The 17,358-nt window shown below is 45.9% G+C and carries 12 protein-coding genes; 8 read left to right on the top strand and 4 right to left on the bottom strand.

All coding sequences use genetic code 11. From position 1 onward, the window contains the following. The first annotated feature begins 132 nt into the window (after positions 1–132). The 3 genes from V8Q34_RS22970 to V8Q34_RS22960 all read left to right on the top strand — a co-directional run bounded on the left by V8Q34_RS22970 (position 133) and on the right by V8Q34_RS22960 (position 4,950). Positions 133–2,667 carry a ribonucleoside-diphosphate reductase subunit alpha gene (locus V8Q34_RS22970; protein WP_335836413.1) on the top strand — a complete coding sequence of 845 codons (2,535 nt, stop codon included), beginning with the start codon at positions 133–135 and terminating at the stop codon, positions 2,665–2,667. Then, entirely contained in the window at positions 2,664–3,707 is a 1,044-nt protein-coding gene (locus tag V8Q34_RS22965) for a ribonucleotide-diphosphate reductase subunit beta (RefSeq protein ID WP_054353324.1), read from the top strand. The genes V8Q34_RS22970 and V8Q34_RS22965 overlap by 4 nt, the downstream gene beginning before the upstream one ends. A 265-nt stretch (positions 3,708–3,972) precedes the next feature. Then, entirely contained in the window at positions 3,973–4,950 is a 978-nt protein-coding gene (locus V8Q34_RS22960) for an ROK family protein (protein ID WP_103731958.1), read from the top strand. Between the two features lie 70 nt (positions 4,951–5,020). On the opposite strand, the gene V8Q34_RS22955 is transcribed toward V8Q34_RS22960, so the two are convergent. Both V8Q34_RS22955 and V8Q34_RS22950 read right to left on the bottom strand, forming a co-directional pair. Continuing rightward, on the bottom strand, positions 5,021–6,376 hold the full coding sequence (locus V8Q34_RS22955) for an MATE family efflux transporter (RefSeq protein WP_033144034.1): 1,356 nt from the start codon (positions 6,374–6,376) through the stop codon (positions 5,021–5,023). Then, the gene (locus tag V8Q34_RS22950; RefSeq protein ID WP_335836412.1) at positions 6,377–6,802 is read right to left on the bottom strand and encodes a MarR family winged helix-turn-helix transcriptional regulator; all 426 of its coding nucleotides are present in this window, start codon (positions 6,800–6,802) and stop codon (positions 6,377–6,379) included. It lies immediately after the preceding gene. 270 nt (positions 6,803–7,072) lie between these two features. On the opposite strand from V8Q34_RS22950, the gene V8Q34_RS22945 reads away from it, so the two are divergent. Beyond that, complete coding sequence (locus tag V8Q34_RS22945; RefSeq protein ID WP_335836411.1) at positions 7,073–7,864, top strand: GNAT family N-acetyltransferase; 792 nt, start codon at positions 7,073–7,075, stop codon at positions 7,862–7,864. 398 nt (positions 7,865–8,262) lie between these two features. Continuing rightward, positions 8,263–8,874 carry a hypothetical protein gene (locus V8Q34_RS22940; RefSeq protein ID WP_256139395.1) on the top strand — a complete coding sequence of 204 codons (612 nt, stop codon included), beginning with the start codon at positions 8,263–8,265 and terminating at the stop codon, positions 8,872–8,874. 32 nt (positions 8,875–8,906) lie between these two features. On the opposite strand, the gene V8Q34_RS22935 is transcribed toward V8Q34_RS22940, so the two are convergent. Continuing rightward, positions 8,907–9,746: a LysR family transcriptional regulator gene (locus V8Q34_RS22935; protein ID WP_256139396.1), complete on the bottom strand. Its 840-nt coding sequence runs from the start codon at positions 9,744–9,746 to the stop codon at positions 8,907–8,909. Positions 9,747–9,867: 121 nt separating this feature from the next. On the opposite strand from V8Q34_RS22935, the gene lysA reads away from it, so the two are divergent. Further along, positions 9,868–11,118 (top strand): diaminopimelate decarboxylase, encoded by a 1,251-nt coding sequence (gene lysA / locus V8Q34_RS22930; RefSeq protein WP_033144038.1) that lies wholly within the window; start codon positions 9,868–9,870, stop codon positions 11,116–11,118. A gap of 66 nt (positions 11,119–11,184) precedes the next feature. Here lysA and V8Q34_RS22925 read toward each other — a convergent pair whose 3' ends face one another. Continuing rightward, on the bottom strand, positions 11,185–12,816 hold the full coding sequence (locus tag V8Q34_RS22925) for an ABC-F family ATP-binding cassette domain-containing protein (RefSeq protein ID WP_033144039.1): 1,632 nt from the start codon (positions 12,814–12,816) through the stop codon (positions 11,185–11,187). Positions 12,817–13,120: 304 nt separating this feature from the next. Here V8Q34_RS22925 and V8Q34_RS22920 point away from each other — a divergent pair, with 304 nt between their 5' ends. Both V8Q34_RS22920 and nifJ read left to right on the top strand, forming a co-directional pair. Next, positions 13,121–13,525, top strand: coding sequence for an RrF2 family transcriptional regulator (locus V8Q34_RS22920; protein ID WP_033144040.1), 405 nt, complete (start codon positions 13,121–13,123; stop codon positions 13,523–13,525). A 144-nt stretch (positions 13,526–13,669) separates the two neighbouring features. Beyond that, complete coding sequence (nifJ, locus tag V8Q34_RS22915; protein WP_033144041.1) at positions 13,670–17,200, top strand: pyruvate:ferredoxin (flavodoxin) oxidoreductase; 3,531 nt, start codon at positions 13,670–13,672, stop codon at positions 17,198–17,200. Positions 17,201–17,358 lie beyond the last annotated feature (158 nt).

The raw sequence follows: 17,358 nt of genomic DNA, 5'->3' as shown, positions 1-17,358 counted from the left end.
TCTCTGTGTTACAATATCAATAATTCGTCACTGTTCGGTCAGGTCTGTGCATTTGCCGCGCTGATTCATACCCTGACAGGATGAGAATAAAACACAGTGGACAGAATAGGGAAGAGGAGGCAGAAGTAAAATATGATCATCATAAAAAGAAATGGACAGGCAGAACCCTATGATATACAGAAAATAAAGAATGCGGTCCTGCTGGCATTTAAAAGTGTGGGGCAGGTATATAAAGAGGAAGAGATAGAAAAAGTCACGGAGCTGGTGGAGTATAAGATTAAAAAATACTGTCCCCTTCAGTCCAGCCGGCTGCAGGTGGAACAGATCCAGGACATCGTGGAGCGCTCTCTCACAGAGCTCAATTATTATGAGGTGCTGAAAAGCTTCATATTATATAGAAACGAGAGGGCCAAAAAGCGGGAAGCCAGAAGAAAGATCATGGAATATTTTGAACAGGCGGAGGAACTGGATACGGTTCTGACGGAAATCCAGAGAGAATATACGGACCATGTTTATCATCTGGAGCATCTGCTTGCCAAATTTCTGACTTTTTACCGGGAAGGCATCCAGGTGGAGGAACGTTTGGATCTGCTGAAAAGAGCAGCAGTAGAGCTGACCACCCAGGAGGCACCTCTCTGGGAATTTGCTGCTGCACGGATTCTGCATCTGCAGTTTACCCGCCGTTTGGAGAGAGAACTGGAAAACTTCCGGATACACAATTTTTACGAAAAGATCCATTGTCTCACCAAGATGGGCCTGTATGGCAGCTACATCCTGGAAAATTATTCAAAGGAAGAGATTCTCAGGTACGAAGCTTACATGCAGGAGGACAGAAACCATCTGTTCAACTATTCCGGTCTGGAGCTTCTGATAAACCGCTATGTGATAAGGAGCCGTCAGAATGTACCGCTGGAAACGGTGCAGGAGATGTTTCTCGGCATTGCCATGCATCTGGCCATGCTGGAAGAGAAAAACAGGGATATGTGGGTTTTACGGTTCTATGATATGCTCAGCACACTTAAGGTGACTATGGCAACGCCAACGCTTTCCAATGCGAGAAAGCCCTATCACCAGCTTTCTTCCTGCTTTATTGATACAGTGCCGGATAGTCTGGACGGGATTTACCGCAGCATTGACAATTTTGCAAAGGTCAGCAAATTCGGCGGCGGTATGGGACTGTATTTTGGAAAAGTGCGGGCAGCAGGCAGCGACATCCGCGGTTTTGAAGGGGCAGCAGGGGGTGTGATCCGGTGGATCAAGCTGGCAAATGATACGGCTGTCGCGGTGGACCAGCTTGGGGTACGGCAGGGAGCGGTGGCAGTGTATCTGGATGCGTGGCACAGAGACCTTCCGGAGTTTCTGAATCTGCGTACAAACAACGGGGATGACAGGATGAAAGCCCATGATGTATTTCCGGCGGTCTGCTATCCGGATCTGTTCTGGAGGACAGCAAAGGAAAACTTAGAGGGAGACTGGTATCTCATGTGCCCTCACGAGATCCTTATGGTGAAAGGGTATGCCCTGGAGGACGCTTTCGGTCAGGAATGGGAAAGGAAATACATGGAGTGTGTGGCTGACAGCAGGATAAAAAAACGGGTGATTCCCATTAAGGAACTGATCCGTCTGATCATCCGAAGCGCGGCGGAGACAGGGACCCCGTTTACCTTCAACAGGGATACGGTCAATAAGGCAAATCCAAACAGCCACAAAGGTATGATTTACTGCAGTAACCTCTGCACAGAGATCGCCCAGAATATGAGCCCCATTGAACAGGTGGAGCAGCGGACGGAGGTCGTGGACGGGGAGACGGTGGTTGTGACGGTCACACGGCCGGGAGAATTTGTAGTGTGTAATCTGGCAAGCCTTTCCCTGGGAAGAATTGATGTGGATAACAGACAGGAGATAGAGGAGATCACAGCAAGTGCCATGAGGGCACTGGACAATGTTATTGACCTGAATTTCTTCCCGGTTCCCTACGCGAGGATCAATAATATGAAATACCGTCCGGTTGGCCTGGGCGTCAGCGGATATCACCATATGCTGGCTAAGAAGGGGATCCTCTGGGAATGTGAGGATCATTTGAAAATGGTCGACCGGATATTTGAGGATATCAATTTTGCGGCAGTGAAAGCAAGCTGTGAAAATGCCCGGGAAAAGGGCAGCTATGCTTATTTTCAGGGCAGTGAGTGGGAAAGCGGTGCATATTTTGAAAAGCGGGCCTATGTCTCAGAGCGCTGGCGTTATCTGGAAGATCAGGTAAAAAACGGAGGGATGCGCAACGGCTATCTTCTGGCGGTTGCCCCCACAAGCAGTACCAGCATGATCGCTGGAACGACAGCCGGTGTGGACCCTGTGATGAACCGGTATTTCTTGGAGGAGAAAAAGAACGGTCTTGTGCCCCGCGTGGCGCCGGAGCTGAATCCTGACACGTACTGGTATTACAAGAATGCTCATCACATCGGACAGGAATGGTCTGTCCGCGCCTGCGGGGTCCGGCAGCGCCATATAGACCAGGCACAGAGTATGAACCTGTATATCACCAATGACTATACCTTCCGCCAGGTGCTGAACCTGTATCTGCTTGCCTGGGAGAAGGGGGTCAAGACCATATATTATATCCGATCCAGGAGTTTGGAAGTAGAAGAATGCGAGGTGTGTGCAAGCTGATGGAAATGAAGAAAAAACCCCTGTTCAATCCGCAGGGTGACTGGGAAATACAGAACCGCAGAATGGTAGGCGGCAATACAACGAATTTAAATGATTTCAATAACATGAAATATACCTGGGTCAGTGACTGGTACCGGCAGGCCATGAACAATTTCTGGATTCCGGAAGAAATCAATTTGAATGTGGATGTGAGAGACTATCCGGGACTGTCACAAAAAGAGAGGCGGGCCTATGACAAGATCCTCTCCTTCCTTGTCTTTCTGGACAGCATCCAGACAGCCAATCTGCCGGCTGTCAGTGAATATGTCACAGCCAATGAGGTGAATCTGTGTCTGTCCATCCAGGCTTTTCAGGAGGCTGTGCACAGCCAGAGCTACAGCTATATGCTGGATACGATCTGTGAACCTCAAAAACGCACGGAGGTTCTGTATCAGTGGAGGGATGATGCACATCTTCTGAAAAGAAATACTTTTATCGGCAGCCTGTACAACGATTTCCAGCAGAAAAAAGATATGTTTACATTTATGAAGACCATTGTTGCCAATTACATCCTGGAAGGTATTTATTTCTACAGCGGCTTTATGTTTTTCTATAATCTGGGAAGAAACCACAAAATGCCGGGCACTGCGCAGGTGATCCGTTATATCAACCGTGACGAAAACACACATCTGTGGCTGTTCCGGAATATCCTTATGGAACTGAAAAAAGAGGAGCCGGAAATGTTCACGGCAGATAAAGTGGAAATATACCGGAAGATGATAAGAGAGGGCTGTGAAGAGGAGATGGCCTGGGGAGCGTATGTGATCGGAGAGGATATTGCCGGACTGAGCGGCGAGATGGTCAGGGATTATATAAAATATCTGGGAAACCTCCGTTGTTTCAGTCTGGGCTTTGAAGGGATTTATGATGGCCATGACACGGAGCCGGAGAGCATGCGCTGGGTGGGACAGTACAGCAATGCGAATCTGATCAAGACAGACTTCTTTGAAGCCAGAAGCACAGCTTATGCAAAGAGCAGTGCGCTGGTGGATGATCTGTAGAAATATATCTGCCGCTGCCGGAAATTTTGGCGGCGGCTTTTTCGGTAATTGTTCATGTTCCGCTGTCCCGCGAGGTGTTTTCAGGGCAAAGGCATGAAAGTCCCGAGGTACCAGAGCGATTGGTTTATCTGCTGTGGGAGTATTGTTTTTGACCTGTATGTTATGTATAATCAGATGTATAGCAGGTGGTGCTGCGCAGACTGTGCTCTGCAGAAATACGGGCTGCGGCCGGAGGCAGCCGGGGAATTGCCGGAAAGGACATAGAATGAAAAAATATATAATTGGTATGGATCTGGGAGGAACGAATATCAAGACCTCTCTGTTCACAAAAGATTTTTCTGTGGTGGCCGAACAGAGGACACCGACCATGGTCAGTCTGGGCTCTGAGGGCGTTTTGCAGCGAATGGCAGATAATATCAGGGAGCTGCTCTTAAAAGCAGGAGCAGCGGCAGAGGAAGTGGAGGTCATGGGAATGGGGGTTCCTGGGCTTTTGGATATAGAAAAGGGAATCTCCCTGTTTTCACCTAATTTTCCCCAATGGGAAAATGTTCCCATTGCCGGATGGTTTAAAGAACGGTTGGGTATACCGGTATTTATTGACAATGATGTCCGCGTAAATCTGTACGGGGAATGTTATTTCGGTGCGGGGAAGGGGAAAAAGAATGTGGTACTTCTGACACTGGGGACAGGTTTAGGGGCAGGAGTCATGATAGACGGACATATTTTGTACGGTGCAACCGGCAGCATGGGTGAAATTGGCCATATGAATATGTATCGGGAGGGCAGACCATGCCGCTGTAAAAGCTCGGGCTGTCTGGGGCGTTATGTGTCGGCTTTGGGGCTTCTGCGGACAGTAAAGGAAAAGATTGAGGCAAAAGAGAAGACAGTGCTTACAGACTGGGTGAAGGACCCGGAAGAGATCACGGCAGAAATGGTGTCCAGAGCCTTTGATGAAGGGGATCAGCTTGCAAGGGAGGCCATGGAGGAGACTGGTGAGATTCTGGGATTCGGCCTTGTAAATGTGATAAATTTATATAATCCCGAGTGTGTGATTATCGGAGGCGGTATGTCAGCGGCAGGAGAACGCCTGCTGTCAAAGGCGAGAGAAGTTGTGGATACCCATGCACTGGAGATTTCCAGAAAAGCGTGTACGATCGTTACAGCATCGCTTGGCGATGCATCAGGAATGCTGGGGGCAGCGAAAGCCGCTTCGATAAAAACAGAGAACAGAATGGTGGTTTAATAAAATCTCCGGTTTCGGCAGAGAAAATCTTTCTGTGGGAACCGGAGATTTGTTTGCGGCTTTTACAGGATCAGTCCACCAGTTTTTTCAGTTTCCATTTTCCGCTCTGTACGCGGATAAAGGAGAAGATGGCGCCGATTCCCCAGCCAATGGGAATAGACCACCAGATTGCGCTGGAACCGATGAAATGGGCCAGCAGGTATGCAATGGCAACTCTGGAAAACAGGTTGGACATGGAGCTTAACATAAAGGCGCCCATATCTCCGGCACCTCGTAAAAGGCCGTTGCCTACAAACATAAGTCCCATTAATACATAAAATACAGAGACGGTCTTCATATATCTCAGTCCGTATCCCATAGCGCTGCCCTCAGAACCGCTGTTCAGGAACAGACTGAGAAGCTGCGGTCCGAAGAGATAAATAATACCGGTGATGATAAGGGAAAATATCAGGACCATGAGCAGACAGGCTTTATAACCCTGAACAACCCGTTTGTCTTTTCCTGCTCCGATATTTTGTGCTGTATAACTTGACATGGCATTTGAAAAGTTCATGTTGGGCATCATGGCAAGCGTATCAATTTTTGTGGCTGCCGTATAGCCTGCTACAAATACCTTTCCGTAAGAGTTGACCAGTCCCTGCATGAACATCATGCTCAGGGACACAATGGACTGCTGCAGCATGGAGGGGACACCCACACGGGCAATTCTGCGGGCTGCATTTGCCTCAAAGAAAGCAAACTTTTTATCCGCGGCAGCAGGTTCACTTTCCATATCCTTCATCCGTTTGATCAGAACAAAGAAGGAGACTACAGCACACAGGCCCTGCGCGATCAGGGTCGCCCAGGCAACACCAGCCACGCCCATATGGAAGCGGATCACGAACAGCAGATCAAGCCCAATGTTTGTAAGGGCTGACACCATTAGAAATTTAAGGGGAGTATTGCTGTCCCCAAGGGCATTGTAGATACCGTTCAAAGTATTGTAAAGAAAGAGGAAGACAGCTCCGCCAAAATAAATCCGCAGATAGGTGAGAGAATCCGCCATGATATCAGCGTCCGTCCCCAGAAGCTTCAGAAGCGGACCGGCTGCCAGCTCACCGGCTGCCATAATAGCCAGTCCGATCACACCCAATGCGATCAGAGCAGTGGAAATGGTTGTCTTCATTTCCCGGATCTGACCTGCCCCAAAGAGCTGGGAGATGACAACCGTACATCCCATGGAAAGTCCCGCGGCGATGGCTACAGCCAGAAAGACAACAGGGAAGGAGGAGCCTACAGCGGCCAGTGCATCCTCACCTACAAATTTTCCCACTACCATGGAATCTACCATATTATAAAGCTGCTGGAAAAAGTTTCCGATAACCATGGGCAGGGCAAAGAAAAAAAGCAGCTTGAGAGGCTTTCCCTCCGTCAGATTTTTTACCATTTATCTTCCTCCTTTTTTTCTGTATGCAACTGCATTGGCTGCAATTCGTTTGATGTGGTCCTGATGTATTTGCTGTTCCTCCTGGGAAAAGCCGGTATAACAGATTTCATCCCAGGATCTGTAAATATCCCGGATATGTTCATAGATTTCCTTTCCCTTCTCCGTCAGGGATACAAATTTCTGGCGCCTGTCATTTTCATTGACTCTGCGGCATATAAACCCCTTTTCTTCCAGGGATGCCAGGTTTTTGGCGATTCTGCCCTTATCCAGATTCAGATATTCGGCCATTTCCTCCTGGCTGCAGCTCTTGTCCTTGAGGATACGGATCAGTCTGCCTTCCAGAGGAATTAGCCCGTATTTTTCCATTTCGGCTCTTACATATGACAATTCACAGCGCCTGATGATGCTGACAAAATGGTTATTCATAAAACGGCCTCCTTAAAATAGTTGTAAATTACAACTGTTGTGAGAAACAACTATTTATTATATGCAGGTGAGTCGAAAATGTCAACATGAAATTTATGAATGTGTTATACTGGTAGCTGTAAAAACTGTTATTCACGCCAGTGGCTCAGATGACCCGGCGGGAGTGTGTGTTCTGCCGTTCACGGTATTTATATATGGGTAGATAACTTTATGCGGCGGAGACGGATTTGACTGGAATAGGCAGAGATACTGCGTGGGAAAGAGAGATGTATGGAAAAAGCAGTGGAGATTTTGGATAAAAGTAAAATTGCGGATTTATTTGCAGGCTGGGAGGAGACTTTGATCTGGTCCTGTCTTCAGGACTGTATGGGAAGAGCTTATGCAGATACAGAGGAGGATCCGCAGTCTGCACAGATTGTAGTCGGGGATTTTTGTTTCTTTGCGGGAAATCCCTCTGCGCGGCTTGTGCGGAATAAACCGGATGACAGGGAATCTGAGTTTGTCATTATGGTACCGCCTTCTGCAGATTGGGAGGATATGATAGAGGATGTTTACCGGGGATGTTCCAAGAAAGTGATACGCTATGCGATCAGGAAAGAACCGGACGTATTTGATAAAAAGAAACTTGAGGAAATAGTAAAGAACTGTCCGGAAGGATTTTCGCTGCACAGAATAGACGGCGAAATCTACAGGCGTGCTATGGGTGAATCCTGGTCTGCGGATCTGTGTTCACAGTTTAGGGATTATGAGGATTACAGGAGGCGGGGGCTTGGGGTCGCCGCCATGGACCGGCATATTCTTGCGGCAGGTGCATCCTCCTATACCGTATATAAGCAGGGGATTGAGATAGAGGTGGATACCCGTCAGGATTACAGAAGGAAGGGACTGGCACTGTGCTGTGCCGCACAGTTGATTCTTGACTGTCTGGAGAGAGGCATGTATCCAAGCTGGGATGCCCAGAATCCTGCCTCGGCAGCGCTGGCGGAAAAACTGGGGTATCATTTTGATAAAGAGTATACAGCCTATGAGGTGTACGGGTTTACCGGGAACAATGAAACGTGATTTGTAACTGTCAGTCAGGCCTGCACATTTACTGCGCTCACTGCGTATTCGGTAATTTATAGTGAAAATATATAATGATGAATGGACATAAAATAGAGAAAATCGGAAGAGAGATGTAAAAATGTCCCCCAAAAATAAATTTTCAGCAGATAGATACAAATTTAAGAAAATGAAAAGGGGCAAATTTTCGCATTGTCTACAAAAAATGCAAATATGCAAAATGTCAATAGAAATTTGCACCCTTGTATGATAAGCTATACAGCATAACAAGTAAAGCAGTCAGGTCTTACGGATACTTCGCGGTCTGTGGATGAAAGCCGGCTGTCCACAGCGGCAGACAGTAAGTAAGATCTGGATGCCGGTAAGACAGCGAATGCGCGTTGGAAAGGGGATATGATATGGGATTTACATCTGAAGATATCAATACACTGGAAAGGTTGTTTGACAATAAGCTGCAGCCATTATATGTGCAGGTAAATGAAAGATTTGAACAGGTAAATAAACGTCTGGACGAGAGTACAGAGAGAACGGAAGCGCGGTTTGAACAGATCGATAAGAGATTTGAACAGATGGATAAGAGGTTTGAACAGTTTGATAAGAGGTTTGAACAGATTGATAAGAGGTTTGAACAGATTGATAAGCGGTTCGAGCAGATAGATGAAAAGTTCAGACAGATTGATAAAAGATTTGAACAGGTAGAAGAATCCATAAGAGGAATAAAAGTACAGCTCAATAAGGTTGAAACACGGCTTGATAATCTTGAAAAAGATCTTGCCATTGTAAAGAGTGATCTGGAGCAGACCAAGTGTATCATAGAAAATGAAATTCAGCGCAACATTAAAATCGTTGCGGAGAATCATGTGGATCTGAGCCGCAAATTTACAGAGGCACTGAGTGTTTCACAGACGAATGAGCTGTACCATCTGAAAGTGAATCAACTGGAGACCAGACTGGTACTGCTGGAAAATAAGTTTGACAGTCTGGCACAGCAGCAGAAAAAAGTGGTATAGAGGCAACTGTTCAGATGACCGGACAGATGCGTTTAAAGTGTAAAGGGAAACTTCAGAGTCTCTTTCATGGTGAGATAATTATTTATTTTAGGTGAGTCAAAATCCAGCAGGGGCACAGCGCGGAGCCTGTTGGCTTCAATCTCCTTTTTTACAAGACTCAGGGGAAGAAAACTATACCCCAGTCCTGCCAGAACAAAGTCCAGAAGCTTTGTACTGTTGTCTATCTCAAAGGGAAACTGGTAATTGTCAGGAAAGAGTTGGCGGATAAAGAGTCCTACCTCCTGCAGGGCAAAATTGCAGAATAGGTAGTTCAGTTTTGGTAGCTCTTTCCTGGTAATACCCTTCTGGTATGTTGTGTCACTGCAGCGGCAGACAAGAACCAGCTCATCTTTTTTGAAACACTGGCAGTTAAATCCCTGCTTTTTCAGCGGGATATAAGTAAAGGCAAAATCCAGCAGATCATCCTGAAGTGCATGGAGAAGTTCCATGGAATGTGATATGGTGACCTTTGCATTTACTTTCCTGTGTTCCTGCATATAGTCAAGCAGAGGCGTCCGCAGATGGCATTCATAAATGGTGTTGGTGGTACCGATATGCAGACTCTCCTCGGAAAAGTCCTGGGTGTTCAGCGCAGCCACAGCCGATTTCTCCAGTGCGATTATACGGTTGGCGTAATCTGTAAATTTGATACCGGCCTCTGTCAGTTTCAGGCTCCTTGAGCTGCGGATAAATAATGGCTGTCCCAGTTCTTTTTCCAACTCGGCAATTCTGTTTGTGACAGTTGACTGGGCTACGAAAAGCGCTTCGGAAGCTTTTGTGAAATTACGTATTTTACTGAGCACTAAAAAAGTTTCAAGGGACGTTGTATTCATAAGAACTCCTATCGAAAAAACGAATCATATCTATGCAATTAATTTATTTTACAAATTATAAAGAATAGGATATAATTTGTCAAGAATTAAGCATGGAAAAGTGTAAAAAGGAGAAGCGATTATGGAGCACAACCTGAGAGAAGCAGGCTTCTTTGGAACTATGGAGCCAGAACAGATGACTGCCAAATACGGCAGTCCGGTTTATGTATATAATGAAGGTATTTTGCGTTCCCGGTGCAGGGAATTGAAACAAATGGTGACATATCCGCATTTTGTAATTGATTATTCTATAAAGGCAAATTTTAACCCGGCCCTTCTGCAGATTGTCAAGGAAGAAGGCCTTGAGGTGGATGTCATGTCACCGGGAGAAATATATCTGGCAAAAATGGCAGGTTATGAGCCGAACCAGATTTTTTATATCTGTAATAATGTGTCTGAGGAGGAGATGTGCTATGCCATAGAGGCAGGAGTGACTACCAGTGTGGATTCCCTGTCTCAGCTGGAGCAGTATGGCAGGCTGAATCCGGGTGGAAAGGTTGCCATTCGTCTGAATCCGGGACACGGTGCAGGACACCACCAGAAAGTTGTGACAGCAGGCAAGGAGACGAAATTCGGAATTGATGCGGAAATGCTGCATGAAGTGAAGGAGATACTTGCCCGCCATAACCTCGCTCTGATTGGTCTGAATCAGCATATTGGTTCTCTGTTTCTGGATAAAGAGCAGTATTTGAAGAGTGTAGATTCTATTCTGAACTGCGCAAAGGAGTTCCCTGATTTGGAATTTGTGGATTTTGGCGGGGGATTCGGTATCTCTTATCATAAAGAGGATAAGAAAAAGAGGCTGGATTTAAAGGATTTGGGAAAAGAGCTGGATGAGATCATGTACCGTTTTGCAGAAGAATATGGAAGAGAGATCATATTCAGAGCGGAACCCGGCCGTTATGTGACGGCAGAATCCTCTGTTCTTTTGGGGACTGTAACTGCAGTAAAAAACAATCATGAGAATAAATATATCGGTACAGATATTGGGTTTAATGTTCTTATGCGTCCTGTATTATATGATTCATATCATGAGATTGAGGTATATGGAAAAAGCGTGGAAATGTCTGGGAAGAAGGAGAGGGTTACTGTTGTAGGAAATATCTGTGAGAGTGGAGACATTCTGGCAAAGGATAGAATGCTTCCCTCTATGAGGGAAAAAGATGTTATCGGTGTATTGGATGCAGGCGCCTACGGTCATGTTATGAGTTCTAATTATAATGGAAGGCTTAGACCGGCAGAGGTTCTGGTAAAAGAGGACGGGGAGGTCTGTCTTATCAGAAAACGGGATACGTTTGAAGATTTGGCGGGAAATTATGTTTTGCTGCCATAAACGGTTTATAGAAAAAGGAGGATTTCTCTCTGAAGGGCAGAGTGGAATCCTCCTTTTCTTATTGATTTAATTGTCTTCTTCTGTCATGGTATAGACCTGACGTTTTCTTGCCATTTCATCGCTTGCCAGATATTCATCATAAGTTGTGATCTTATCGATCAGTACGCCATTCGGAAGGATTTCCATAATACGGTTTGCTGTGGTCTGTACGATTTGGTGATCGTGGGAAGCAAACAGAATAACGCCGGGGAACTTGATCATTCCATTATTCAGTGCTGTTATGGATTCCATATCCAGGTGGTTGGTAGGCTCATCGAAGATCAGCACATTGGCACCGGAGATCATCATTTTGGACAAAAGGCATCTTACCTTTTCACCTCCGGAAAGAATGCGGACTTTCTTCACGCCGTCCTCACCGGGAAACAGCATACGTCCAAGGAAACCGCGTACATAAGTGGCATCTTTGATTTCAGAATACTGTGTCAGCCAGTCAGCAATTGTCAAATCATTATCAAATTCTGCTGTATTATCCTTCGGGAAATAGGTCTGGGATGTGGTAACGCCCCATTTATAGGTTCCTTCATCCGGTTCCATTTCACCCATAAGGATTCTGAAGAGTACGGTTTTCGCCTGCTCGTTTCCGCCGACAAAGGCAACCTTGTCGTCATGACCGAGTGTAAAAGATATGTTGTCCAAAACTTTTACGCCGTCAATCGTTTTTGACAGACCATCTACCATTAACACTTCATTTCCGATTTCACGGTTGGGACGGAAATCAATATAGGGGTATTTTCGACTGGAAGGACGCATCTCATCCAGCTGGATTTTTTCCAGAGCACGTTTTCTGGAAGTGGCCTGTTTTGATTTGGAGGCATTGGCGGAGAACCTTGAAATGAACTCCTGTAATTCTTTGATCTTTTCTTCTTTTTTTCGGTTAGCTTCTTTCATCTGTTTGATGAGAAGCTGGCTGGACTCATACCAGAAATCATAGTTACCGGCATAGAGCTGGATCTTACCGTAATCGATATCTGCGGTATGTGTACATACCTTATTTAAAAAGTAACGGTCATGGGACACTACAATGACAGTATTCTCAAAGTTGATCAGGAACTCCTCCAGCCATTCGATGGCATCCAGGTCCAGGTGGTTGGTAGGCTCATCCAGAAGAAGAATATCAGGATTGCCGAACAGAGCCTGTGCAAGCAGAATTTTTACTTTCTGGCTTCCGGTCAGATCTCCCATGATGGAATAGTGGAGGTCTGTCTCAATGCCAAGGCCGTTTAAGAGCTGTGCCGCGTCAGATTCCGCTTCCCAGCCATTCATCTCGGCAAACTCACCTTCCAGCTCGCTGGCACGGATTCCGTCTTCATCGGAAAAATCCTCTTTGGCGTAGATCGCCTCTTTTTCTTTCATGATGTCATACAGACGTTTGTTGCCCATGATAACTGTGTCAAGTACCGGATAAGCATCATATTTGAAGTGGTCCTGCTGAAGGAAGGAGAGACGCTGTCCCGGTGTTATGGTGATATCACCGCTGGTTGTCTCCAGCTGACCGGAAAGAATCTTTAAAAATGTAGACTTGCCGGCACCATTGGCACCGATCAAACCATAGCAGTTTCCTTCCGTAAATTTGATATTGACGTCTTCAAACAGTGCTTTTTTACCGATTCGTAAAGTAACATTATTTGCTGCAATCATGTTAATCCCTCACTTTATAAAAATTTCACAATTTTCTTTGCGTAATCTCTTCCTATTTTACAGTAAAATGTGGAATTTGCAAGCATTTCTTTTAAAATACTTGATAAATTAAGTATACAAAGGTATAATGAACAGCGTTAAGAAAAAAGTGGGCAATCCCGGCCCGGTGCCGGTTTGGCAATATAAGTAAGAGAACAGTAAACGACAGGCAGATATGACTGCCGCAGACCTTGGTGTCTGACGGCTATGCCTCTTTGCATGGCGAGTTAATACCACAGAGAGCACAGGAAAGGAGCACAGGAAAATGCTGATTACAAGAGAATGCGACTACGCGGTGCGGATCGTCCGGGCACTTGCCGGAGGAGAAAAACTCTGCGTGAACCAGGTATGTGAAAAGGAGGAACTGACTCCTGCATTTGTATATAAAATTCTCAAAAAACTGGAAAAGGGAGATTTGGTGAAGAGCTACCGCGGAAGCAACGGGGGGTATGCTCTGAAAAAAGATATCGGTCAGATCACCCTGCTGGATATCTACCTTGCGGTTGAGCCTGAATTTTACATGATCGAGTGTATGAATCCCGATAAACCCTGTGTGAGAAACCAGGACGAGGAGGGCTGCAAGGTACACAAAGAGCTGTGCAGAATTCAGAAAAACCTGCTGAAAGAGCTCGGTTCAAGGTCAATCCGAGAAATTATGGAAGAAGAGTAGTCAGGATTTGTTTTTTTGGAAAAACATTCGACTTATTTTCGTTAAAAAATGGACATGCTTCGCGAATCGTGATATAATTTTGATAGACTTCGGGGAGCGAAGTGGAACATTGTTTATAACAATTTTCAAGGAGGAAAAAAACAAATGGCTAGAAAGATGAAAACCATGGATGGTAATCATGCAGCGGCTCATGCGTCTTACGCATTTTCCGATGTTGCAGCGATTTACCCGATTACCCCGTCATCTGTAATGGCAGAAGCTACAGACGAATGGGCAACACAGGGAAGAAAGAACATTTTCGGACAAGAAGTACAGGTTACTGAGATGCAGTCTGAGGCTGGTGCAGCAGGTGCTGTACATGGATCCCTGGCAGCAGGTGCCCTGACTACTACATATACCGCATCACAGGGTCTTCTGTTAATGATCCCTAATCTTTATAAAATCGCTGGTGAGCAGTTACCGGGTGTATTCAACGTATCTGCTCGTGCACTGGCAAGCCACGCACTGTCAATTTTCGGTGACCATTCCGATGTATACGCATGTCGTCAGACAGGATGTGCTATGCTCTGTGAATCTTCCGTACAGGAAGTTATGGACTTAACACCGGTTGCTCATATGGCATCTATCAAAGGTAAAGTTCCGTTTATCAACTTCTTTGACGGTTTCCGTACTTCTCATGAGATTCAGAAGATCGAGACATGGGATTACGAAGACTTAAAAGAGATGGTAGACATGGACGCTGTTGATGAATTCCGCGCACGCGCACTGAATCCTAACCATCCGTGCCAGAGAGGTTCTGCTCAGAACCCTGACATTTTCTTCCAGGCAAGAGAAGCATGTAATCCGTACTACGATGCTTTACCGGCAATCGTTCAGGAATACATGGACAAAGTAAACGCTAAGATCGGTACAGACTACAAACTGTTCAACTACTACGGAGCAGCAGACGCTGAGCACGTAATCGTTGCTATGGGTTCTGTAAACGATACAATTGAAGAGACAATCGATTACTTACTGGCAGCCGGCAAAAAAGTCGGTGTTGTAAAAGTTCGCCTGTACAGACCGTTCTGTGCTGACGCATTGATCGAAGCTATTCCGGAAACTGTAAAACAGATCACTGTTTTAGACAGAACAAAAGAACCGGGATCTCTGGGTGAGCCTTTATACTTAGACGTTGTTGCTGCATTAAAAGGAAGCAAATTCGATGCAGTTCCGATTATGACAGGACGTTACGGTTTAGGTTCCAAAGACACTACACCGGCTCAGATCGTTGCTGTATATGAGAACACAGAGAAGAAAAAATTCACAGTCGGTATCGTGGATGACGTTACAAATCTGTCTCTGGAAGTTGGTACTCCTATCGTTACAACACCGGAAGGAACCATCAACTGTAAATTCTGGGGTCTGGGCGCTGACGGTACAGTAGGTGCTAACAAGAACTCCATTAAAATCATCGGTGATAACACAGATATGTACGCACAGGCTTACTTTGACTATGATTCAAAGAAATCCGGCGGTGTTACAATGTCTCACCTGCGTTTTGGTAAAAAGCCGATTAAATCTACATACCTGATCAAGAAAGCAAACTTCGTTGCATGCCATAATCCGTCCTATGTAAGAAAATACAACATGGTTCAGGAATTGGTAGACGGCGGTACATTCCTGCTGAACTGTCCTTGGGACATGGAAGGTCTGGAAAAACATTTACCGGGACAGGTAAAAGCTTTCATCGCTAACCACAACATCAAATTCTATGTGATCGACGGTGTTAAGATCGGTATTGAGACCGGCATGGGCCCGACTCGTATCAATACAATCCTGCAGTCCGCATTCTTTAAACTGGCAGACATCATTCCGGAAGCTCAGGCTATCGACTTAATGAAAGCTGCTGCAAAAGCTACATACGGACGTAAAGGAGATGACGTAGTTGCTAAGAACTGGGCAGCTATCGATGAAGGTGCAAAACAGATCGTTGAAGTTCAGGTTCCGGAAAGCTGGAAATCTGCAGCAGACGAAGGTCTTGACCTGACTCATGCTGAGAACGGAAGAAAAGAAGTTGTAGACTTCGTTAATAACGTTCAGGCTAAAGTTACAGCTCAGGAAGGTAACTCCCTGCCGGTATCTGCATTTACAGAATATGTTGACGGTACTACTCCATCCGGAACATCTGCTTACGAGAAACGTGGTATTGCAGTAAATATCCCGGTATGGCAGCCGGAAAACTGTATCCAGTGTAACCGTTGTGCATACGTTTGCCCGCATGCATCTATCCGTCCGGTTGCTATGACAGAAGCTGAGGCAGCAAATGCTCCGGCAGCTCTTGACATGACTGGTATGAAAGAATATAAATTTGCTATCGCAGTATCCGCTCTTGACTGTACCGGATGCGGTTCCTGTGCAAATGTCTGCCCAGGCAAGAAAGGTGCAAAAGCCCTTGTTATGGAGAACATGGAAGCAAATGTGGAATCTCAGAAATTCTTTGATTACGCAGTATCTCTTCCGGTCAAAGAAGATGTTGTTGCAAAATTCAAAGAGACAACTGTAAAAGGTTCTCAGTTCAAACAGCCTCTGCTTGAGTTCTCAGGCGCTTGTGCAGGTTGTGGTGAGACACCATACGCAAAACTGATTACTCAGCTGTTTGGTGACAGAATGTACATTGCAAACGCAACAGGATGTTCCTCTATCTGGGGTAACTCCTCACCGTCTACACCGTACACTGTAAACGCAAAAGGACAGGGTCCTGCATGGGATAACTCCTTATTCGAGGACAACGCAGAGTTTGGTTACGGTATGTTACTGGCTCAGAACGCGATTCGCGGCGGCTTAAAAGAAAAAGTAGAATCTGTAATGGCAAGTGCAGAAGCTTCTGAAGAAGTAAAAGCAGCATGCAAAGAATGGTTAGATACCTACAACTGCGGTGCTACCAACGGTGCAGCTACTGACAAACTGGTTGCAGCTCTGGAAGGAATCGACTGCGATACCTGCAAAGATATCGTTAAGAAAAAAGACTTCCTGGCTAAGAAATCCCAGTGGGTATTCGGTGGTGACGGATGGGCTTACGATATCGGATTCGGCGGTGTTGACCACGTATTAGCAAGTGGAAAAGACATCAACATTATGGTATTCGATACAGAGGTTTATTCCAACACTGGCGGACAGTCTTCTAAAGCTACTCCGACAGGTGCTATTGCACAGTTCGCTGCAGGTGGTAAAGAAGTGAAGAAGAAAGACCTTGCTTCCATTGCTATGAGCTATGGTTATGTATATGTTGCTCAGATTTCCATGGGCGCAGACTTCAACCAGACTGTAAAAGCAATTGCTGAGGCTGAGGCATATCCGGGACCATCCCTGATTATCGCTTACGCTCCGTGTATCAACCACGGTATCAAGAAAGGCATGAGCAAAGCACAGACAGAGGAAGAACTGGCTGTTAAATCCGGATACTGGCACAACTTCCGCTTCAATCCGGAAGCAGAAAGCAAATTCACTCTGGATTCCAAAGAGCCGACAGAAGATTACCAGGCATTCCTGGATGGAGAGGTTCGTTACAATTCTCTGAAACGTTCCAATCCTGAAAAGGCTGCTAAACTCTTCGCTCTGAATGAGAAACAGGCTAAGGAAAGATATGAATATCTGAAGAAACTGGTTACTCTGTATGGAGATGCAGAGAACTAATTGATAGTTTCTTGGAAAATAAATGGCGGGCATCACGGTGGTGGTGCCTGCTTTTTGTATGTTTAGGGCGGACGGAAGGAAGTGGGTGGTGGGGGAAGGGATTTGTGCAGCCTTGAGCAGGCACAAATCCCTTCCCTCTCCCCGTCCTCTCCCGCCTT

The sequence above is a fragment of the Blautia sp. JLR.GB0024 genome (assembly GCF_037000545.1).
Taxonomy (GTDB): Bacteria; Bacillota; Clostridia; order Lachnospirales; family Lachnospiraceae; genus Blautia; species Blautia celeris.
Note: the sequence above shows the minus strand (reverse complement) of the source record. Positions and strands in the feature narration are given on the sequence as shown.